The following is an 18,807-nucleotide window of genomic DNA, read 5'->3' on the forward strand; positions in this document are numbered from 1 at the left end:
GAATCGTTCGATTTCTGGAGTATCGCCGTCACATCAGCGGTAGACCACCACCGGTTTGTCCCAGCCCCACGGGCCGCCGTCATAGCCATAGCGAAACGCCCGGCGTTCGGCGCTGCGGTCGAGATCGATCTTCTGCAGGCAGTTTGCGAAGCCATCCGTGCCCCGGCGAAATCCGTAGGAGGCGCATCTTGCCTCATCGGCCGCGCGCCGTTCCTCCGGCGTCGTTGTCTGGCAAGCGGAAAGAACACCTGCAACGAGTGTGAGCACGACGACGGTACGCGGACGCATGGGATACCCTTTGACAACCGATTGCCTGTCACGCCCACATGGAGAGAATTAGTTGAGCGAACAGGTCATGTTTGAGGCTATCGTCAAGGCAGGGATATTTCAAGCCGGGCGTCAAATGCGACGCAGCACGTCCACGAAGGCATCCGCGAAATTCTTGAGATCCGCCGTTTCCTCGCTCGGATTTTCCATCCGGATCGTCGTGCCGCCGGTCTCCAAGCAGGCAAAGATCGTCATAGCCTCGCCGGCATCGTCGCGCGGGATACGAAGAACGGCGATGCGTTCGCAATTCGCAACCAGGCCAGAGGCCGGCAATTCGAAGAGAAAGCTGCCACCGAGCGCCGATGCGGCCTCCGTGACATAGGCAGTAAAGCCTTCGCGGCCTTCGGAAAAGCCGTCCACCGAGAGTTCGAGTTCCAGCAGTTCCATGGTGAAGCCACTGTCGTTGGCGGCTTCGCGCGGCTGGCTGTTCCATGACGAGGCGTGCGGCTGCGTTGCGCTCTGCGGGCCTTGCTGGACGCTGACGTCACCAGATGCTGTTTGGGATGGGAGCATGTTTTTTCTCCTTCGGGGCCTTGAGCGCAAAATTGAAGAGCGAGCATGGCGAATTTGCGGCATGGTTAATAAAGCATTTCCGGCTGGTCTGCCCGGCGTGCATCCGTGCGAAACCGCTTCACAGCCTTCGCCCTGATGATCTAAACAGGGTGAGCTTGGCGGTGTTCGCGCCGGCCATCTGAAGGGACCGGCAGACGCATGATGATCAAGTATGAACGCCCGATATCCTACGCGGCCCTTTGGGCGCGGCGGATTGCCCGGTTTTCCTGCGGCCTGTTTCTCGTGGCCATGCTCGCCCACCGGTTCGGCCCGCTTGTGACCCCCCATCTCCTGGCAATCGTTGCCTTTGCGGCCGGTTTGGCGCTGCTTGCGGTGGTGCTCGCCGTCATCGGCTTCGTGCGCCTCTGGCAAGTTGCGGCGGTCGGCGGCGTCGCCTCTGTCTCGGCGCTGGTCTATTCAGCCGTGCCGCTCGCCGCCGTCGGTCTCGGTGCCGAGCGCTATTTCCAGAGGCCGGCGATCTACGACATCAGCACGGATACGGTAACCGCGCCGGACTGGATAGAGCCCCCAAAGGCGGATCAGGGCTGGCTTCGCCGCGCGGCGGCGGTCATGCCACAGGATCGGGAAGCCCAGATCGAGGCCTATCCCGGCTTGACCGGACGGCGGTATGACGGAGCGTTGGACCGCGTCTTTACAGGCGTGAAGACGGTCGCGACCGATCTCGGCATCCGCATCGTTGCCACCGAGGGCGAGGAAAACGCCGAAGCCGATCTCGAGGATCTCGTCGTCAAGCCCGAAGCCAATACGCCGCCCGACAGCGAGCCCGCGACGGTGCCCATTCCAATGGCGCGGCCGAATGCGATGATCGGCCTGAGGCCCGCCGGCATGCGTGCTTCGGACATCTTGCTGCAGGGCGAATGGCGAACGCCGGTTTCCGGTTTCCGCTTCGATGTTCTCGTGCGGTTGCGCGAGGAGGCGGAAACCACCTTCGTCGATATCCGCGTGGCCTCACGCTACGGTCCCCATGAACTCGGCCTTGCGGCAGATTTTGCCGATCGCTTCCTGCATGCGCTTGACGCCGAACTGCTCGGCATCGCCGGCGATTGATCAGCCGATGAACCGGCTCTTCTGTTCCGCCGTCGGCACCATGCAGGTCGCGCGCTGGCCGGCGATGCGGTATCGGTTGCGCGCCACGATGGCGTAGGCGGCATCGAGCAGGGGCCGGGGAACAATCCGCAACGCGCCGGCCAGCGACCAGGGAAGGCCAAGCCTTGAAAGCACGCGAAAGGCCGCCGCTGACTTGGTCCAAACCCGGCCATCCTCGATCACCAGATTGGTTTCGTAATCGCGATCGTCGAGGCCGTAGTGCCGATAAAGCGCCGTTCCGAGCGCCGATTGTGCGGTCAGCAGCTTGAAGGCGAGGGCGCGATCGTGGCGCAGAACGAAATGCGCCCAGGCGGAGCAGAAAACGCAGGTGCCGTCGAAGACGATGATCGGCGCCGTATCGTCAAAAGCCGGCACGAGCGGATCGTCGCGGTAGCTGTAGGCCGGTCGATCGGGTTTCAAGCGCCGTAGCCTTTCTTCATGAGGCGCCGCCGGCTGCGAGCCTGTAGTCGCCCGCAAGCGAGGGCGGCCCGTCGGTTTCCACCTGGCCGCGCTCCACAAGGTCTTCGATATGGGCAAGGACGGACAGCGCGGCCGCCCCGTGCAGGCGGGGATCGGTGCTGGCATAGATGATCTTCACCATGTCGGCAATGAAGCGGTCTCCCGCCCGGATGCGTTCCAGAACGGCGCGTTCACGCATGCGCCGATGGGCGCGCAAGCCCCGCAGGAAGGCGGCAGGTTCGCCAAGCGCGCCGCCGTGGCCGGGCAGATAGAGCCGGTCGTCGCGCGCCAGCAGTTTGTCCAGCGAGGCCATGTAGTCGCTCATCGCCCCATCCGGCGGCGCAACGATGCTGGTTGCCCAGGCCATGACATGATCGGCGGAAAACACGGTGCCGGTGTCTTCCAGCGAAAAAGCCATGTGATTGGCCGTGTGCCCGGGCGTTGCCAAAGCCCGCAGCCTCCAGCCGTCGCCTTCCACGAGATCGCCGTCGGCAAGCGATATATCCGGCCGGAGGTCCATGTCGGAGCTTTCGGCAAAGGGGTTGGTCTCGCCTTCATGCAGGGGCCGGGCGGCCCGGTGCGGTCCCTCCGCGACGATGAATGCGCCGGTCTCGGCCTTCAGCCGCCGGGCGAGCGGGGAATGATCCCGGTGGGTGTGGCTGACGGCAATGTGCGTCACCTCGCGGCCCGCGAGCGCCGTCATCAAGGCCTGGAAGTGCGCCTCGTCCTCCGGTCCGGGATCGATCACGCAGACGGACCGTTTCCCGACGATGTAGGAATTCGTGCCGTGGAAGGTAAACGGGCTCGGATTGTTGACGGTGATGCGCTCGATGCCATCGGCCACCGTGACGGCCTCTCCGTAGGCGGGCTTGAAATCCAGGTTGAAGGCGGGACCATCCATGCGCCGTCGCCTCACTTGTATTCGATCTCGATAAAGGACATGGGCTCCGTCCCGGCATTGACGACATTGTGCTCCACGCCGGCCTCGCGGCGGTAAGCCTCGCCCTTCGCAATATCCACGCGCCGCTCGCCCGTCGGCTCTTCCAGGAGGAAGCGGCAGTCCGTCATCGGCACCACGACATAGCCGAGCCCGTGCACATGATGGCCGGTATCGGCGCCGGGCTCGAAATCCCAGCGGGTGATGCGGACCACGGCATCGTCGAGAAGGATGGTGGGAATGGCAGGCGGGCGGGCGCGAAATGCAGTCATCGTGATCTCCAGTCGCGGGACCGTAAAGGGTTTAACCCGGGCCGAAAAGAACCGGGGGGCAAAATTTCGTCCGTTTTCCGTTGTCGGGGACCGGCTCGGCGGCCTTCAAAGAAATCGACCGAAAGCCGAAACTAATGATTGTCGCCCGGCACTAGCTTTGCTAATCAGGCGCTCGATCGAACGGCCTTTGCGTCGTTTACGCGGAGAAGTTCTGCGTTTCCCGATCCTGCTGGGGCGTCGCCAAGCGGTAAGGCACCGGTTTTTGGTACCGGCATTCCCAGGTTCGAATCCTGGCGCCCCAGCCATTTTTGTTGTGTCCGGTCTGGGCACGTCGGTTACGATTTATTCTCGAGACACCAGTAGCACTTTAGACCGAAAGGGTTCGGCAAGGCCACGAGCTCTACAAGCGCCACCTACGTCGTTGATTTTTCAGAAAATTGCCTCATCAACCGCTTTTTAAGGTTTCGTTGACCATAATTCCAGGATGTCATGCGCGCGGCCATGGAGCATCGCGGCGTCCCCCAGGTAGCTTGTGGACTGGAATTATCGTGTTTGAGTATTCAGCAATTGCCGCCATTGTGCGGAAGCTTCGCGACCTCGGCAAAGAACACATCTCGCAGCCCGTCCGGATCTTGGGTGCGGCGGCGGTCCTGGTTTCGGCTTTGAGTGCGGCGACGTCCGCCGCAGCCGAAACGCGCTCCCTCAAGCTGCTTTTCACCCATACGGGCGAGAAGGCGACCATCACCTTCAAACGCGACGGCAAATTTGACCAGAAGGGGCTCGCCCAGGTCAATCGTATCCTTCGGGACTGGCGCCGGAACGAGCCGGCGAAAATGGATCCCCGTCTTCTTGACCTTGTGTGGGAGGTCTATCAGCGGACCGGCTCCAACAATTATATCAACGTCGTTTCCGCCTATCGCTCGCCAAAGACCAACAACATGCTGCGCGGACGATCGCGCAGTTCGGGTGTGGCCAAAAACAGCCAGCATACGCTGGGCAAGGCCATGGATTTTTACATTCCGGGCGTGAAGCTTGCCACGTTGAGAAAAATAGCCATGCAGATGCAGGTTGGCGGCGTCGGCTATTACCCGACCTCCGGCTCTCCCTTCGTGCATCTGGACGTGGGCAATGTCCGAGCCTGGCCACGCATGTCGCGCAAGGAACTTGTCAGCATCTTCCCGAAAGGGAAAACCATGCACCTTCCCGCCGATGGCCGCCCGCTGCCGGGTTATGACTATGCCGTTGCCGACTACAAGCGACGCGTCGGTTCGAAATCGATCGTGGCCGCGAGCACCGTCGGCACGGCGAATGGACTTGTGACGGCATTGCTGCCGAAGCATAAAAGTCGCGCGGAGGAAGCGCTCGACCTGCAGACATCCGCTCAGGCCTCTGTCAAACCGCCGGAGTTCTTTGACCTTGCGGCGATTGATGCACCGCTTCCGATCTTCCGCAGCCCGGAGATGGAACCCAGCGTTATCGTCGGGACATCTGCATTCATTCCATCCTCGTCGTTCAAGGCGATGCGGGGCCTCAGCATGACAGGCCGCGCTTTGCGCCAGCCCACGGCCGATGAATCGGCTCTTTTCAACGTCCGTCATCAAGGAGCCTGGAACGTTTCCGGCACCGTGATACGCGAGTGGGCGCTCGCCCCGGCTGAAGCCCATGAGCGGCTTGCCCTGCCTGCCGGTCTGCAGCGCGCTGTCGCAAGCGCGGATGACCCTGGACGTCGTGGCAAGCTTCATCCTTCAACGGCATTCAACGCCGATCGTTTCGGTTCAGACGGCTGACGTCGTGCAGAGAGACGCCGATGCAGCTTCACAAGGCTTTGTTGCCTGTGCTGCCCGTGTCCAGTGCGGAATCCGCGAGACGACTCGTTTTCTCGTGTTATGACTGTTGCCGGAGGACCGGTCGGGGCAGGAGGGCTTATCTCCTCGGTCTGCACCGCACACACGACACCGCGCCTCGCATTCGACAGCTGTCATGGAGGAACCCACTTGGCTCACAAGTTCGAAATCTACAAGGACAAGGCCGGCGAATTTCGTGTTCGCTTCAAATACAACAGCGAGGTCATGTTCATGACCGAGGGCTATGCCAGCAAGGCAAGCGCCCAGAACGCGATCGATTCCATCAAGAAGAACGGGCCGGAAGCCCCTGTGGAAGATAACAGCTGATACCGAGGCGTAAGCCCGCCCGGTCATTATGCGGGCGGGCTTTCCTGTCTTGAACGGCTGGCTCAGCCCGCCTTCGGCGCGTCCGTCTTGGCGCCGCCGAGGAACTCTTCGCACCAGCTCGGCCCTTCGGCGCGCTTGCGATCGCCTGAAATGCGGATGGAGCGGATGACGTAGTCGGACGAGACCGTCAGCTGGACGGAGCAGCTCAGATATTCCGTGCGGGCTGCGGAAATGCGCTTGCCGCGTTTGCCGTCGGCGCCCTTTTCGTATTCGGCCGGGATGCGGCGGGTCTTGTAGCCACCCTTCCAGGAATAGACCGTGGTTTCGCCGGTTTCGACATCGGAGACCGGCGGGCCGAACTGGGCAAAGAAGGTGCCGGCGGGCTGGCCGTTCCAGCGAGCCTCGACCGCGTTTCGCGCCGGCCCGACGGTCGTGCAGCCTGCAAGCGCCAGTGCAAGACCGGCAGCAATCGTCATGCGAAAATTCATTTCGGGATCGTCCTTCGATTTCGTTCTGAAACAGGTGCTTTCCGGCACGACGCAAACACCTGTGCGGCCGGGGTTTTCCACCTGCCTCTAGCTCCAAACGCGACGAAAGAAAATCGCTGCCCGGCCATATTTCGGCAATTATTTGCAAAGAACGCGTTGCAGCGCCTCCGCGTTCGGCCGGAGGTGGAAAACACCCCCGTTCCGGCCGATCCCTGGCGGCTTTACTTCTGGACTTCCAGGACCTCGGCGCAGCGCGAAAGGCTGAGGCCTTCGCCGGTCGTGTCGTTGCTGGCGCGGATTGTCGTGATGCGGTCGTCCGGACCCGTGGAAATCTGCACTTCGCAGAACAACTGCTCGGTTCGCGCCGGCGCGATCATCCGCGGCGTGTTGTCCGAAATGCCGAAAGAGGTGCGGGTGGTGGTCACCGTCGTCTCATTGCCATCCTCGCGGGTCGTCGTCTTGGTAACGGACTTGCCGAAGACATCGTCATCATCGGTGGAAGGCTGCGCATATTGTGCGGGAATGTAGTTGGTCTTGTCGCCGCCGCGCCAGCTATAGATCGAGCCTCCGTCGTTGAGCGGGAAGCGGCTTTGCGGCGGGCCATAGCGGGTGAAGAACGCGTCGGCCGGCTGGCCGATCCAGCGGGACTGGATGGCGGTGTTGGCCTCTTCGGTGGTCGTGCAGCCGGAAAGCAGGGCGGCAACGGCGGCGGCAAGCAGAATTCGGATTTTCATGGTGTCCCCTAGAGTGTCTGAATGCCGGCGCGGTCCCTCCGCCAGCGCGCGCGAGCCAATCAGCGGGACCTATGCCCGGTCAAGTGAAAGCGCAGGATTATCGAATGCTTCCATGACCTTATCTGGGTGCATCCGCTTTTCCCGCGCTTCGCTGCGCGCCGAGGCCAAGATTTCCAACGCCGCCGGTCACTTTTCGTGAATTTGCCGCTTGTCTCTTCCCGGATGCTGTTCTATAGAGGCGCCGCTGGTCACGGAGTGTAGCGCAGTCTGGTAGCGCACCACGTTCGGGACGTGGGGGTCGGAGGTTCGAATCCTCTCACTCCGACCAGCTAAAAGCCTGTCCCGAAAGGCATTTTTCAAAAAAATTGAAGTTGAAATTCCGCCGTCGTGGTCGCGTTTTTCGCGATCGTGCGGTACGGGTATTATCCTGCGCGTCGACATTCAACGGGAGGCATCATGCCCAAGCAAGCCAAACTCGAGCATTCCGAACTTGCGGGGGAATTCACCGAGGATGGCGTGACCGTGCTCGTCGATATCTTCCGCCCCGCCGGGACCCAGAACGACTGGGTGCTGGAGGTCGTGACGGAGGAAGACGACGTCACGACATGGGAAGAACCCTTCGCGACCGACCGGGAAGCCTTCGACGAATTCCTGGCGACGGTTGCCCGGGACGGGATCCGGTCGTTTTTCGACAGCGACGACCCGCTGGTGCATTGAATCTGCCCGCTGCCGACCCGCTGATTGCGCTGATCCGGTGACTGGTTGGCCGGTCTCGAAAACGTGATTTCGGCATCTGCCGTGTGGCCGTTACCCCTGTGGCGTAACTTCAACGGAGACACGAACGATGAAAACGCTTCTTGTAATCGGTGCAGTCATGGGGTTTTCGGCAACATCCGCTTTTGCCGAATGTGAGTACCACAAGGTCAATGCGGCTGCGGATGTGGACACGACGCTGACCACGGCGAGCATCCAAACTGAGCCGAAGACCGAAACGCCGATCCTGCTCAAGGGCGAGCGCCTGCCGAGCGAACAGCCGGCCGCCGAATAACCGCAAATTTCGCATCGTTGAGGACGGTTGGCGACTTGCCAGCCCCTCATCGTTTGCTTCCAACACTGCAAGCTTGCGAACCTGATCCATCATGGAGGGTAGCCGGCGGCGCGCGGAGCGTTTGTGCGCATCCCGATGAAAACGCTCGCAGTTTTCTTCCACCCGTATTTCTACCCCCCAATTTTGCCAAGGGCGTTAACGTCTTGTGAACCATAGTGCTCGTGCAGCGGAGGGCTGCATTGGCGTCATGAGGACGACCAGCATTCAAAAAAATCAAAGAATGAATGGTTTTCCAGATGACGAGTATTCTGACGAATATCTCCGCCATGGCGGCATTGCATACGCTGCGCGGCATCAATTCCGGCATGAGCGAGACGCAGGCGCAGGTATCGAGCGGCCTGCGCATCCAGACCGCCGCGGATAATGCGGCCTACTGGTCGATCTCCACCACGATGCGCTCGGACAACAAGGCGATCTCGGCGGTTGTCGATGCGCTGGGGCTTGGGGCGGCGAAGCTTGATCTGGCATCCGCGGGCATGGATAACGTCGTCGATCTGCTTGGCGACTTCAAGGCGCGCCTTATCGCGGCGAAAGAGCCCGGTGTCGATACGGCCAAAATCCAGACCGAACTCGACCAATTGAAGCAGGAAGTGCTGTCGGTTGCCACTTCGAGCTCGTTTAACGGCGTGAACTACCTGAATACCAATATTCCGGACATGTATGACGCCTCCCAGACAGGAACGTCGATTGTTTCGTCTTTCGTTCGCAGTACGGATGGTGGCGTGTCCGTAAAGACCATGGACTTTGATCTCAACGGGGTCTCGCTTTTCAATTCTACAGGCGGTGGCCTGCTGCAGGCCGATCCGCGTGACGTCGATACGCTCGGCGGGTTGCGTTTCGCCTATATGAGCGGAGGCGATTCCGTTCAAGAGATGAGCACCTGGAGTTTGGACAACGCCTACGGGAGTGGCCCTGCGACCCGCAGTTTCATGTTCACCGGCCCGATGGATATAGCCGCCGGTGAGACGATGACATTTGATGTCATCGTCGATGTCGATAATCCCCTGGATGGGATTTCCCCCGCATACGATGACGGGACCAGCGCGAACGTGATCATCGACCAGTCGGTGGTGAATGCGGCTTTGGGTGTTTCGGATGGACACATCGAGACCTATGTTGACTACACGAGGGTTCTCAACCACGCCTTCACCATCGCCGGCGCCAATGCCCGGGCGGTCAACTACACGCATCCAGAGCCGCCCGATCAGAGAGTGATTTACGTTCCGACGATCGATGTCATCGGGATCGCGAGGGTGGCGGATCCGAGCAAGAACGGCTCCTCCTTCGAAATCAAGAACCTCGTGTCGACCTTTTCGGACAATGGCGGTTTTACCGATACCGGAGGGATCAGATTCGGCACCCGCAACTCGACGATGACACTGGATTTCAAGCCGTTCGAGGTGAAAGCGGGTGTGATCATCGACTTCGATTTCACGGTCGATGAGGAGGCGCCCGCACATTTCTCCTTCGACAAGGACTACATCAATACTCTCTTGGGAAAGACCGACGGCATCGTTGAAACCGCCGCCGAGATGGCGGTCCTGCTGCGCTCATTCATCCCGAACACGGATATCATCATCGAGGATAATGGCACCGGCGGCGTGACGGTGAAAACCGATGTTCTGATCAACAGAAAATCCGGTGAAAAGTCGGGCGTCCAGTTCACCGGCGTCTCAGTGAATATCGAACCGATCCCGCGCCTGAACTTCATGGATATCGACATCGAGGCCAATCCGGGATTGCTGACGACCTATCTGGACTATGTCGAGATCGCCTCGAACCGCATCATTGACGCCGCGTCACAGCTCGGCGCGCTGACGACGCGCGTCGAGATGCAGAGCGACTTTGCTGTCAAGCTGATGGATACGATCGACAAGGGCGTCGGTCGCCTCGTGGATGCGGACATGAACGAGGCCTCCACGCGGCTGAAGGCGCTGCAAACGCAGGAGCAGCTTGCCATCCAGTCGTTGTCGATCGCCAACAGCAATTCCGACAATGTGATGCAGCTGTTCCGGTAAGGTGCTGCCCGCTTTTTAAGCGCGCGAATCCGGTATCGAGCGGTCGATGTGGGTGGCGATCAGCATCGCCACCAGATGCACGATGTTGCGCGCGCCAAACCGTTCCTTCATGCGCTCCAGGCGATGTTCCACCGTGCGGTGCGACATGCCGAGGGTGGCGGCGATTTCCTTTGCGGTGTAGCCCTCGATCAGAAGCTGGATGATGGTCTCGTCGGCAACGTCGAGCTTTTCGTTCCGCGCCGGCGGGTTCAAGAGGAACTGCGCGTTGGAGGAGGAGATGATCCATTCCGGCCGACCCACATTCTTCTGCGGCAGCAGGATGCGGTCGTAGCCGAGATTGACGCCGAGCAGCTTGGTCTTCACCAGTTCCATGGCCGGCTGCTGGCGGGCCAGCACATCCTTCAGCCGCGGGATCACCGCCTGTTCCATGTAGTTGCGGTCCTTGAACTCGCCGATGCGACAATCAGCAAAGATCTTGTTGATGTTCAGGACGCGGGTGACGAAACCAGAATGGCGGATCGCCTTCATATGCCAGTTGAGAGGGTCGTCGCCATCGATGCGAAACAGGGTCAGCCGCATCTTGATGGTCAGCTTGTCGAGGATGCCGCGATAGACGTCTTCGGCCGCCGCCGGTTTTTCCGGCGTGGTTTTGAGCCATTCGTCCAGCAGGGTGCGGGTCACGACATTGAAGGACGTTTCTTTTGACATTCAGAAATCATTAACCCTTAAATTTTAAGGAAATACAACGGAAGGTCGCAGAAAAAGCAAGAGGGTAGAAATACCTCGCGCCTATCTTTCTCATTATAATAATTTGATAAAATACGTTCTGTTGGCGCTTGAGAGAATAATATGGCTCAAATGTTTCTGAGTATAACTAAATTAGAAATTGCATAAATATACACGTCAGCAAGAAAAATCCCACGAACGATGTCCGTGGGATTTTTCGTGGTTGCAGCGTGCGTTCGAAGAACGATCAGCCGTCGATATCGTCGAGGATCTCGGCAGCCTTGCCTGTGGAAATGCGGCGCACTTCCGCTTCCTCGCGGCGATTGGCGAAGAGTTCGCTTGCCATGATCTTGTCGGCGAGATCGGCGGGAAGCGACAAGAGCACGCGCGTATCGTCCGTGTGGATGCCGCCGAGCGCCGAGCGCTTGGCCGTGATCATGCCGCCGGCCACCGTGTTATTGGTGTCCGGATCGATCAGGATGAAGGCGCCGGTCGTGCGGTTCTGCTCGTATGAATCGAACACCGCCTGCTCGTCAAAGGAGAGGTGCACCTTGCCGATGGCATTCATGCCGAGGGCTTCGGTGTGGTGGTTCCACTTGCCGCTCTTTAGGTCGAGCAGGCTCGACGGCTGCACCGTGACGCGCTGGCGACGCGAACCGCTCTTCAGCCAGTAGCGCTTGCCGGGCTGGATGCCATCCGGCTGCAGCGCAACGAGCTGGGCGTCGAAAGCAAGGCCGGTCTGCGGCTGGGCGTCGATCGAAACGATCATGTCGCCACGCGAAACGTCTACCTGACGGTCGAGCACGAGCGTGATCGCATCGCCGGCCACAGCGGCATTGCGAACGAGGTCGAAGGTGACGATCTTGGCGACGTTGGCCACCATGCCCGAAGGCAGGATGACGACGCTGTCGCCGGGCTTCACGGCGCCGCCGGCAACCGTACCCTGATAGCCACGGAAGCTTTCGCCCGGACGCGATACGCGCTGCACCGGCAGGCGGAAGCCGACGGTCTGGGCGGAGCGCACGGTCGCAAGCTCCAGCACTTCGACCAGCGTCGGGCCTTCATACCAGGGCATCGAAGCCTTGCCGTCATACACGACGTTTTCGCCCTTCAGCGCCGAAACCGGGATCGCGGTAATCTGGCGCACGCCGAGCGACAGCGCCAGTTCCTTGAACTCGTGGCTGATCGCCTCGAAGCGGGCACGGTCGTAGCCGGTGAGGTCGATCTTATTGACGGCGAGAACGAACTGCTTGATGCCCATCAGCGTTGCGATGGTGGCATGGCGGCGGGTCTGTTCCAGCAGCCCGACGCGGGCGTCGACCAGCAGGATGGCGAGATCGGCGGTCGAAGCGCCGGTTGCCATGTTGCGGGTGTACTGCTCGTGGCCGGGGGTGTCGGCAACGATGAAGGAGCGCTTGTCGGTCGCGAAATAGCGATAGGCGACATCGATGGTGATGCCCTGTTCGCGTTCGGCCTGCAGGCCATCGAGCAGCAGCGCGAAATCGGGCAGACCGAGATCGTTCTGCTTGCCTGAGTCACGGCGCAGGGTCGCGGCCTGGTCTTCCTTGACGGCCTTGGTATCCCAGAGCAGGCGGCCGATGAGGGTCGATTTGCCGTCATCGACGCTGCCGCAGGTGATGAGGCGCAGCGGGCGCGTGTCGCGCGGCTGGCGCTGGGCGTCAGCGGCCGGAAAGGCGGTGATGGTGGCGGCGCCGGTCTCGGTCTGTGTAGCGGCAGCTTGGGCGGTAGCGGAAACGGTCATCAGAAGTATCCTTCGCGCTTTTTCTTTTCCATCGAACCGGATTGGTCGCGGTCGATGGCGCGGCCCTGACGTTCGGAAACGGTTGCAATTTCGAGTTCGGCGATGACTTCGTCGAGTGTCCTGGCTTCGGAGCGGATGGCACCGGTCAGCGGCCAGCAGCCCAGCGTGCGGAAGCGGATGTTGTCTTCCTGGACCTGTTCGCCCGGCAGCGGCTCGAAGCGCGGGTCCTCGGCCCAGACCAGCATGCCATCGCGTTCAACGAACTTGCGCTTGGCGGCGTAGTAGAGCGGCACCAGCGGAATGTCTTCCGCCTGGATGTAGCGCCAGATATCGACCTCGGTCCAGTTGGACAGCGGGAAGGCGCGCACGCTCTCCCCCTTGCGGATCATGCCGTTGTAGATGCTCCACAGTTCCGGGCGCTGGTTGCGCGGGTCCCATTTGTGATCCGGCGTACGGAACGAGTAGATGCGCTCCTTGGCGCGGCTGGCTTCCTCGTCGCGGCGCGCGCCGCCGAAAGCGGCGTCGTACTGGCCGGCGTCGAGCGCCTGGCGCAGCGCCTCGGTCTTCATGATATCGGTATAGAGCGCCGAACCATGGGTGAAGGGGGTGATGTTTTCGGCTGCGCCGCGCGGATTCTTGTGTTCGATCAGGTCGAGGTCGTAGCGCTTGGCGATCTCGTCGCGAAACGCGATCATCTCCGGGAACTTCCAGCCCGTGTTGACGTGCAGGAGCGGGAAGGGAACGCGACCGGGATAAAAGGCCTTGCGGGCCAGATGCAGGAGCACGGACGAATCCTTGCCGATCGAATAGAGCATGACCGGCTTGTCGAACTCGGCGGCCACCTCGCGGAAGATGTGGATCGCTTCGTTTTCCAGCGCCTTCAGGTGCGGATCGAGCGGGGTTTTCGAGGTCTGCGGATTATGCAGTTCCGTTTCCGGAAGGGTCAGGGGCATTTCAAGTCTCCGGGAGTATCTGGGAGGCGAGGTTCGCGCGGTTATCGCGCGATGCTGCTCGCGGGAAGGGGTGACTGCGGGATGGAGGAAGATGCTTCCGCGACGTGAAGACCGCATTCGCGCTTCTCGTCGTTTTCCCACCACCAGCGGCCGGCGCGTTCGGGTTCGCCCGGCTTGATGGCGCGGGTACAGGGCTCGCAGCCGATCGACGGGTAACCGCGCTTGTGCAGCGGATTGACCGGTATTGCTTCTCTTGCAACATGCTCGTTGATCGCTTCGATGGTCCAATCGGCCAGCACGTTGATCTTGATCATGCCGCGATCGAGATCGGCCTCGGCAAACGGCGTTTCCGCACGGTTGCCGGACTGGCCGCGACGCAGGCCGGTGATCCAGAAGGATGCCCCTTCGAGTGCGCGCGCAAGCGGCTTCAGCTTGCGCACGCCACAACAGGCGTGGCGGGCTTCGACGCTGTCGTAAAAGCCATTGAGGCCATACTTGGCGGCATAGGCATCGATATCGTCCTGCTCCGGATAGAAGCGGCGAATGAGGATACCGTAGGTTTCCTCGGTCTTGTCGATGAGGGCGACCGTTTCATTAAACAAGCGACCGGTTTCAAGCGTCGAAACTTCGATGTCATGCTTGCCGGTCGCGATTGCGGCCGTAATGACCTGATCCTCGATGCCGAGGCTGGTGGTGAACACCGCCTTGCCTCCAAGGGCGGCGACCGCAGCCAGCCGGCCCTGAAGGTCGAGACCTTCGAGTTGCTGGCTCAATGCCTGTGCGGCGGTTTCAAGCGGATGGGATGCCATGAAAACAGAAATCCTGATGTTGTCCGCGGAATATCGCAGCCACAGCCGCGAAAAGACAGGAAAACGGATTTCTAATGCCGCCGGTGAAGAGCAAATATCTCTCTATTCTCGGGCGATGAAAGAATATGGCGGAAATGTGCAGGAAGTAAATGGTAAAATATATAAAAATTGTAGATTAAATGGGTTGAGTTTTGGGTAATGGAAACGTCGCTAGAGGCGGGCTATCAATTGTGAAGTCGTTGCTTTTGTCAGAATTTAATCTCGATCAGCTCGGGCGGCTCTTTGTTGAAATCGGAATATCGTATCCATCGCGGCGTCGCTTTGAACATTACCGCTCCTCTCTCGATGAATTCCCTGTCAGCCGGTACGCTGCTCAGAAAGGCTTTCTGGTATTGTTCGGTATCAGCGGCGGGAACCCTTGTTGCCTCGCCCTCGTATTGAACGGTGATATTGTCGTCCCATCCGACAACGAATGCGACGCCGGGACGATCCGCGAGATTGGTGAACTTCCGTGTCTCTTGGAAAGCGCTGAACACGATCTCAAGATTGTCCAAAACAGAGAAGTCAATCGTGGCTGCCTCAGGCGTTCCATTGCGATGGCAGGTCGCGATGACCGCCAGAATGTGCTTTCTCAGGAATTCAAGGATCAAGCGTTTCTTATGAAAATCGTCCATTGTCTCGTCCCCGGTTGGCAAAAGCGGACATATACGGCGGGATTGCACTTGCTAGCTTGGAGCATCGATCTCACTTCATCTCGATCGCATCCCGCACCTTTGCCAGCCGGTCGTAATGCGCCGGTCCGCCGCCCGTCGGATATTGCGTGATCATCAAGAGCATGGCCGGCCCATCGGCCCTGAACCATGCCGTGCCGCCCAGTAGCGCCTTGGCGCCCTGCGGCTGGCGTGAATAACTTACTTCCAGCACCGCGCCTTTGGGGCTGTCGCGCATTGTGGTGCCGAGGATCGTGGCATCTGGGTATTCCTGAAGAATGCGCTGGCGGGCGGCCTCGCCATCCCGTTGAAGGTCGAGCGTATAGCTCTGTCCGCTCATGGCGAAGACGAGGGCATAGACCTGATCGAAATCCTCGTTGAATGTGGCGCTCGGGCCATCGGTCACCACCGCGAAGGAGCCGACGAGCAACTCCGCGACACGCATGCCGGCAAGATCGCCGAAGCGATAGGGCAGGGCCTCGATGCGCTGCTCCATGCTTTGCAGCACTTCCTCTGCCGTTTTGAGGGACGTTTCGATGGCGGCGAGATCGACCGTGCCGATGGCTGTCGCCGGCACGGAGCCGATGACCATGCCGATGCTGGCTTCGCCAATCACCATAACGCTCATCATTTCCGCGTTGCGCTCGATCATGTGTCCTTTCATCAGGAAGGCTTGTCGACCGTTGACGATAAGCTCTGCCGTTTCCGAAAGTTTCGTCGCGTTCTGCCCGGTGCCCTGCACGCTGCCGATTTCGCCGAGATCGGAGAGTTTCAACGGCTGAAGCGGCATTTGCATGATGGTGACGACGGCCTTCGACGGATGGAGAAACATCGTCACCGGATTGCGCTCCAGCACGAAGCCGGGCGGCGGGATGATGCTCCAACTGGTGCCGGGAACAAGCTGCCGGTCTTCGGCGCGCAGCGGAAACCATGACAGAAAAAGAAGCAAGATGGTGACAAGCAGGCGCATCGCGGCTCTCCCATTGCAATAATCTACTTTAGGGGAAGCTTGCGTTTCCCTCAAGCGGATGACCAAGTCGGGCTGCGTTCAACTCTCGGTGAAAGCGCTTTTACCTCCGCCGTAGCTGCCCCACTTAACCAAGATTATCCCGGGTAGAGGAGAAGACCGATGCATCCCTTCTATTTTTCGAGACGTATGGCGATCACCATCGCCGCAACGCTGACCGCCACCGCAGCACTCGCCCATCACGGCTGGTCCTGGGCGGAGGCAGACCAGATAGAACTCAAGGGCACGATCCAGACGATTTCCATGGCGCCGCCACACCCGACGCTGGATGTCGCGACGACAGATGACGGTGTCTGGCGTGTGGAACTGGGCAACCCGCGACAGACGGAACGCTCCGGTTTCGTTCAGGGCGTTGCCAAGGATGGCGACGAGATCGTCGCGCTCGGCAACCGCTCCGAGGACCCGAACGAAAAACGCATGAAGGCCGTGCGCATCACGGTCGCCGGCAAGCAGTACGATATCTATCCGGAGCGGATAAAGACGAACTGACGGACCCGTGCTCACGGATCTTTTCGAATGGCTGGCCGCGTCGCCGCTCGCCTTGGCGCTCGGCCGTCATCCGACGCTCTATATCGTCCTGAACGCTACCCACATTCTCGGGGTGGCATTTCTGGTGGGGGCGATCCTGCCGCTCGATTTGCGGCTGATGGGCTTTTTCCGCGCTGTCCCAGTTGCCGTCATTGCGCCGTTCCTGTCGCGCATCGCCGCAAGCGGGCTGTTGCTCGCGATCGCAACCGGCCTTTGTCTTTTCAGCGTCCGGCCCGCCGAATACGCCGCCAATCCGGCTTTCCTCACGAAACTCGCGTTGCTCGTGCTGGGCAGCCTGAACGCGCTCGCCTTGCACCGGACCTCCGGCTGGCGCGATGTTCTTGAAGGTGAGAGCGTTTCGCGATGGGTGACGCTGTCTGCGGCACTTTCCGCAATCATCTGGCTGGCGGCCTTGCTGGCGGGGCGCTGGATCGGGTTCTCGGCGTAACTACCGGTCGCTCACTTCCCAGCGCGGATTGATCCATGGTTCCTGGTTTGAGCGGGGCAGCGGCTGCTTGCCGAGGATGTGGTCGGCTGCCTTTTCGCCGGTCATGATCGAGGGGCCGTTGAGGTTGCCGTAGGTGATATCCGGGAAGATCGAGCTATCCGCCACCCGCAGGCCATCGATACCGATGACCCGCGTTTCCGGGTCCACCACCGCCATCGGGTCGTCCTTCGATCCCATCTTGCAGGTACCGCAGGGGTGATAGGCGCTTTCCAGATGCTCGCGCAGGAAGTCGTCGATCTGGTCGTCCGTCTGCACGTTTTCGCCCGGCTGGATTTCCGGCCCGCGGAACGGATCGAATGCCTTCTGGCCGAAGATCTCTCGGGTGAGCCGCACGCAATGGCGGAATTTCACCCAGTCTTCCTCGGTGCTCATATAGTTGAAGCGGATGACGGGGTCTGCCATCGGATCGGACGAGGCAAGCGTGACATTGCCACGCGATTTCGAGTGGTTGTAGCCGACATGCACCTGAAAACCGTGGCTCTTCGCCGCCGCCTTGCCGTCATAGGAGATGGCGACGGGCAGGAAGTGGAACTGGATATCCGGCTGCTTGACGCCCGGTGCCGAGCGCACGAAGGCGCAGCTTTCGAACTGGTTGGACGCGCCGAGCCCGGTCCCGGAAAACAGCCACTGCGCGCCGGCAACCCCTTGCCAGAACCACGGCAGCCACGAATAGAGCGACACCGGCTTCAAGGACACCTGCTGGAAATAGAATTCCATATGGTCCATCAGGTTTGCGCCCACACCCGGCCGGTCGAGCTTCACCTCGATGCCCATCTCCTGCAAATGCGCCGCCGGGCCGATGCCCGAGAGCATTAGCAGCTTCGGCGAGTTGAACGACGAGGCGGCGACGATAACCTCGCGATTGGCCCTGACAACCTCGATCTTGCCGGGGCGTTCGATCTCGACACCGACGGCGCGGCCATTCTCGATCACAATCTTGCGGGCAAAACACTGCACGAGTTCGACATTCGGCCGCTTCAGCGCCGGCTTCAGATAGGCATTGGCGGCAGACCAGCGGCGGGATTTCCAGATGGTCTGCTCCATCAGACCAAAGCCTTCCTGCTTCTCGCCGTTGTAGTCCTCGGTCGTTTCAAAGCCCGCCTCGCGGCCGGCCTCGACAAACGCCTTGAACAGCGGGTTCTTCACCGGGCCGCGCTGGACATGCAGCGGCCCATCCATGCCGCGCCAGCCATCCTGGCCGCCATGGGAGCTTTCCATGCGCTTGAAGTAGGGCAGCACATCCGCATAGCCCCACCCCTTGGCGCCGGCGTCTTCCCAGCGGGTATAATCCTCCGCCGATCCGCGCACATAGACCATGCCGTTGATCGACGACGAACCGCCGATCACCTTGCCGCGGGGGGCGGTGATGCGCCGGTTGTTGAGGTTCGGCTCGGGCTCGGAGAGATAACCCCAATTGTAGCGCTTCATGCTCATCGGCCAGGCAAGTGCCGCCGGCATCTGGATGAACGGCCCGACATCCGACCCGCCATATTCCAGCACCATGACGGTGTTCTTGCCGTCTTCGGAGAGCCGGTAGGCCATGGCGGATCCAGCCGAACCGGAGCCGATGATGATGAAGTCTGCGTTTTGCATGTGTAAAACTCGTGTGTC

At 60.6% G+C, this 18,807-nt stretch carries 23 protein-coding genes and 2 tRNA genes; 11 read left to right on the forward strand and 14 right to left on the reverse strand.

Translation table 11 applies throughout. The annotated features are described in order from the left end of the window. Nucleotides 1-33 precede the first annotated feature (33 nt). Nucleotides 34-288 carry a hypothetical protein gene (locus tag BLX89_RS07750; protein WP_075290089.1) on the reverse strand — a complete coding sequence of 85 codons (255 nt, stop codon included), beginning with the start codon at nt 286-288 and terminating at the stop codon, nt 34-36. 111 nt (nt 289-399) lie between these two features. Beyond that, nucleotides 400-840, reverse strand: coding sequence for a hypothetical protein (locus BLX89_RS07755; RefSeq protein WP_075290090.1), 441 nt, complete (start codon nt 838-840; stop codon nt 400-402). Nucleotides 841-1,038: 198 nt separating this feature from the next. Here BLX89_RS07755 and BLX89_RS07760 point away from each other — a divergent pair, with 198 nt between their 5' ends. Then, on the forward strand, nt 1,039-1,947 hold the full coding sequence (locus BLX89_RS07760; protein WP_075290091.1) for a DUF1499 domain-containing protein: 909 nt from the start codon (nt 1,039-1,041) through the stop codon (nt 1,945-1,947). On the opposite strand, the gene BLX89_RS07765 is transcribed toward BLX89_RS07760, so the two are convergent. From BLX89_RS07765 to BLX89_RS07775, 3 genes are read right to left on the reverse strand one after another with little or no spacing between them, the layout of a single operon-like run. Then, nucleotides 1,948-2,406 carry a thiol-disulfide oxidoreductase DCC family protein gene (locus BLX89_RS07765; protein WP_075290092.1) on the reverse strand — a complete coding sequence of 153 codons (459 nt, stop codon included), beginning with the start codon at nt 2,404-2,406 and terminating at the stop codon, nt 1,948-1,950. It abuts the gene before it with no gap. 16 nt (nt 2,407-2,422) lie between these two features. Further along, nucleotides 2,423-3,346, reverse strand: coding sequence for an MBL fold metallo-hydrolase (locus BLX89_RS07770; RefSeq protein ID WP_075290093.1), 924 nt, complete (start codon nt 3,344-3,346; stop codon nt 2,423-2,425). Nucleotides 3,347-3,357: 11 nt separating this feature from the next. After that, nucleotides 3,358-3,654 (reverse strand): cupin domain-containing protein, encoded by a 297-nt coding sequence (locus BLX89_RS07775; protein ID WP_075290094.1) that lies wholly within the window; start codon nt 3,652-3,654, stop codon nt 3,358-3,360. A gap of 230 nt (nt 3,655-3,884) precedes the next feature. Here BLX89_RS07775 and BLX89_RS07780 point away from each other — a divergent pair. The 3 genes from BLX89_RS07780 (at nt 3,885) to BLX89_RS07790 (ending at nt 5,825) form a co-directional block, all read left to right on the forward strand. Beyond that, nucleotides 3,885-3,959, forward strand: a tRNA-Gln gene (locus BLX89_RS07780). A gap of 270 nt (nt 3,960-4,229) precedes the next feature. Then, nucleotides 4,230-5,441, forward strand: coding sequence for a peptidoglycan L,D-endopeptidase MepK (locus tag BLX89_RS07785; protein WP_425348602.1), 1,212 nt, complete (start codon nt 4,230-4,232; stop codon nt 5,439-5,441). 207 nt (nt 5,442-5,648) lie between these two features. Continuing rightward, nucleotides 5,649-5,825: a YegP family protein gene (locus BLX89_RS07790; RefSeq protein ID WP_075290096.1), complete on the forward strand. Its 177-nt coding sequence runs from the start codon at nt 5,649-5,651 to the stop codon at nt 5,823-5,825. Between the two features lie 62 nt (nt 5,826-5,887). On the opposite strand, the gene BLX89_RS07795 is transcribed toward BLX89_RS07790, so the two are convergent. After that, nucleotides 5,888-6,313 carry a hypothetical protein gene (locus BLX89_RS07795; RefSeq protein WP_075290400.1) on the reverse strand — a complete coding sequence of 142 codons (426 nt, stop codon included), beginning with the start codon at nt 6,311-6,313 and terminating at the stop codon, nt 5,888-5,890. 221 nt (nt 6,314-6,534) lie between these two features. Next, nucleotides 6,535-7,047 carry a hypothetical protein gene (locus tag BLX89_RS07800; protein ID WP_075290097.1) on the reverse strand — a complete coding sequence of 171 codons (513 nt, stop codon included), beginning with the start codon at nt 7,045-7,047 and terminating at the stop codon, nt 6,535-6,537. Nucleotides 7,048-7,298: 251 nt separating this feature from the next. Here BLX89_RS07800 and BLX89_RS07805 point away from each other — a divergent pair. The 4 genes from BLX89_RS07805 to BLX89_RS25465 all read left to right on the forward strand — a co-directional run bounded on the left by BLX89_RS07805 (nt 7,299) and on the right by BLX89_RS25465 (nt 10,173). Further along, nucleotides 7,299-7,375: transfer RNA gene (locus BLX89_RS07805), tRNA-Pro, on the forward strand. Between the two features lie 128 nt (nt 7,376-7,503). Beyond that, on the forward strand, nt 7,504-7,764 hold the full coding sequence (locus tag BLX89_RS07810) for a hypothetical protein (protein ID WP_075290098.1): 261 nt from the start codon (nt 7,504-7,506) through the stop codon (nt 7,762-7,764). Between the two features lie 127 nt (nt 7,765-7,891). Beyond that, nucleotides 7,892-8,095, forward strand: coding sequence for a hypothetical protein (locus BLX89_RS07815; protein WP_075290099.1), 204 nt, complete (start codon nt 7,892-7,894; stop codon nt 8,093-8,095). Between the two features lie 296 nt (nt 8,096-8,391). After that, nucleotides 8,392-10,173 carry a flagellin N-terminal helical domain-containing protein gene (locus BLX89_RS25465; protein ID WP_075290401.1) on the forward strand — a complete coding sequence of 594 codons (1,782 nt, stop codon included), beginning with the start codon at nt 8,392-8,394 and terminating at the stop codon, nt 10,171-10,173. A gap of 15 nt (nt 10,174-10,188) precedes the next feature. Here the strand turns inward: BLX89_RS25465 and BLX89_RS07825 are convergent, their stop codons facing one another. The 4 genes from BLX89_RS07825 to BLX89_RS07840 form a co-directional block, all read right to left on the reverse strand. Then, nucleotides 10,189-10,881: a helix-turn-helix transcriptional regulator gene (locus tag BLX89_RS07825; protein ID WP_075290100.1), complete on the reverse strand. Its 693-nt coding sequence runs from the start codon at nt 10,879-10,881 to the stop codon at nt 10,189-10,191. A gap of 265 nt (nt 10,882-11,146) precedes the next feature. Then, on the reverse strand, nt 11,147-12,661 hold the full coding sequence (cysN, locus tag BLX89_RS07830) for a sulfate adenylyltransferase subunit CysN (RefSeq protein ID WP_075290101.1): 1,515 nt from the start codon (nt 12,659-12,661) through the stop codon (nt 11,147-11,149). Beyond that, a complete protein-coding gene (gene cysD, locus BLX89_RS07835; RefSeq protein ID WP_075290102.1) occupies nt 12,661-13,614 on the reverse strand; it encodes a sulfate adenylyltransferase subunit CysD in 954 nt (317 codons plus the stop codon). Before cysD ends, cysN begins: the two co-directional genes overlap by 1 nt. Before the next feature lie 41 nt (nt 13,615-13,655). Then, the gene (locus tag BLX89_RS07840; RefSeq protein ID WP_075290103.1) at nt 13,656-14,423 is read right to left on the reverse strand and encodes a phosphoadenylyl-sulfate reductase; all 768 of its coding nucleotides are present in this window, start codon (nt 14,421-14,423) and stop codon (nt 13,656-13,658) included. On the opposite strand from BLX89_RS07840, the gene BLX89_RS24190 reads away from it, so the two are divergent. Then, a complete protein-coding gene (locus tag BLX89_RS24190; RefSeq protein ID WP_143523545.1) occupies nt 14,422-14,622 on the forward strand; it encodes a hypothetical protein in 201 nt (66 codons plus the stop codon). The two genes, BLX89_RS07840 and BLX89_RS24190, sit on opposite strands and share 2 nt — an antisense overlap. 49 nt (nt 14,623-14,671) lie before the next feature. On the opposite strand, the gene BLX89_RS07845 is transcribed toward BLX89_RS24190, so the two are convergent. Continuing rightward, nucleotides 14,672-15,097 carry a pyridoxamine 5'-phosphate oxidase family protein gene (locus tag BLX89_RS07845; RefSeq protein WP_075290104.1) on the reverse strand — a complete coding sequence of 142 codons (426 nt, stop codon included), beginning with the start codon at nt 15,095-15,097 and terminating at the stop codon, nt 14,672-14,674. A 70-nt stretch (nt 15,098-15,167) separates the two neighbouring features. Further along, a complete protein-coding gene (locus tag BLX89_RS07850) occupies nt 15,168-16,103 on the reverse strand; it encodes a hypothetical protein (RefSeq protein WP_075290105.1) in 936 nt (311 codons plus the stop codon). Nucleotides 16,104-16,262: 159 nt separating this feature from the next. Between BLX89_RS07850 and BLX89_RS07855 the strand changes: the two genes are divergently transcribed. Both BLX89_RS07855 and BLX89_RS07860 read left to right on the forward strand, forming a co-directional pair. Continuing rightward, nucleotides 16,263-16,649, forward strand: coding sequence for a DUF6152 family protein (locus BLX89_RS07855; RefSeq protein WP_245292777.1), 387 nt, complete (start codon nt 16,263-16,265; stop codon nt 16,647-16,649). 7 nt (nt 16,650-16,656) lie between these two features. Further along, the gene (locus tag BLX89_RS07860; RefSeq protein ID WP_075290106.1) at nt 16,657-17,136 is read left to right on the forward strand and encodes a DUF6644 family protein; all 480 of its coding nucleotides are present in this window, start codon (nt 16,657-16,659) and stop codon (nt 17,134-17,136) included. Here BLX89_RS07860 and betA read toward each other — a convergent pair whose 3' ends face one another. After that, nucleotides 17,137-18,789: a choline dehydrogenase gene (gene betA, locus BLX89_RS07865; protein WP_075290107.1), complete on the reverse strand. Its 1,653-nt coding sequence runs from the start codon at nt 18,787-18,789 to the stop codon at nt 17,137-17,139. Between the last annotated feature and the right edge of the window lie 18 nt (nt 18,790-18,807).

The organism is Pararhizobium arenae, from assembly GCF_001931685.1.
Taxonomy (GTDB): Bacteria; Pseudomonadota; Alphaproteobacteria; order Rhizobiales; family Rhizobiaceae; genus Pararhizobium; species Pararhizobium arenae.

Bases quoted from the DNA above. Each gene is read 5' to 3' on its own strand.
- BLX89_RS07845 (WP_075290104.1), bottom strand. From the start codon at position 15,097: ATGGACGATTTTCATAAGAAACGCTTGATCCTTGAATTCCTGAGAAAG.
- BLX89_RS07800 (WP_075290097.1), bottom strand. From the start codon at position 7,047: ATGAAAATCCGAATTCTGCTTGCCGCCGCCGTTGCCGCCCTGCTTTCC.
- BLX89_RS07840 (WP_075290103.1), bottom strand. From the start codon at position 14,423: ATGGCATCCCATCCGCTTGAAACCGCCGCACAGGCATTGAGCCAGCAA.
- BLX89_RS07855 (WP_245292777.1), top strand. From the start codon at position 16,263: ATGCATCCCTTCTATTTTTCGAGACGTATGGCGATCACCATCGCCGCA.
- BLX89_RS07755 (WP_075290090.1), bottom strand. From the start codon at position 840: ATGCTCCCATCCCAAACAGCATCTGGTGACGTCAGCGTCCAGCAAGGC.
- BLX89_RS07760 (WP_075290091.1), top strand. From the start codon at position 1,039: ATGATGATCAAGTATGAACGCCCGATATCCTACGCGGCCCTTTGGGCG.
- BLX89_RS07775 (WP_075290094.1), bottom strand. From the start codon at position 3,654: ATGACTGCATTTCGCGCCCGCCCGCCTGCCATTCCCACCATCCTTCTC.
- BLX89_RS07850 (WP_075290105.1), bottom strand. From the start codon at position 16,103: ATGCGCCTGCTTGTCACCATCTTGCTTCTTTTTCTGTCATGGTTTCCG.
- BLX89_RS07770 (WP_075290093.1), bottom strand. From the start codon at position 3,346: ATGGATGGTCCCGCCTTCAACCTGGATTTCAAGCCCGCCTACGGAGAG.
- BLX89_RS07810 (WP_075290098.1), top strand. From the start codon at position 7,504: ATGCCCAAGCAAGCCAAACTCGAGCATTCCGAACTTGCGGGGGAATTC.
- betA (WP_075290107.1), bottom strand. From the start codon at position 18,789: ATGCAAAACGCAGACTTCATCATCATCGGCTCCGGTTCGGCTGGATCC.
- BLX89_RS07825 (WP_075290100.1), bottom strand. From the start codon at position 10,881: ATGTCAAAAGAAACGTCCTTCAATGTCGTGACCCGCACCCTGCTGGAC.
- BLX89_RS24190 (WP_143523545.1), top strand. From the start codon at position 14,422: ATGAAAACAGAAATCCTGATGTTGTCCGCGGAATATCGCAGCCACAGC.
- BLX89_RS25465 (WP_075290401.1), top strand. From the start codon at position 8,392: ATGACGAGTATTCTGACGAATATCTCCGCCATGGCGGCATTGCATACG.
- cysD (WP_075290102.1), bottom strand. From the start codon at position 13,614: ATGCCCCTGACCCTTCCGGAAACGGAACTGCATAATCCGCAGACCTCG.
- BLX89_RS07815 (WP_075290099.1), top strand. From the start codon at position 7,892: ATGAAAACGCTTCTTGTAATCGGTGCAGTCATGGGGTTTTCGGCAACA.
- cysN (WP_075290101.1), bottom strand. From the start codon at position 12,661: ATGACCGTTTCCGCTACCGCCCAAGCTGCCGCTACACAGACCGAGACC.
- BLX89_RS07795 (WP_075290400.1), bottom strand. From the start codon at position 6,313: ATGAATTTTCGCATGACGATTGCTGCCGGTCTTGCACTGGCGCTTGCA.
- BLX89_RS07750 (WP_075290089.1), bottom strand. From the start codon at position 288: ATGCGTCCGCGTACCGTCGTCGTGCTCACACTCGTTGCAGGTGTTCTT.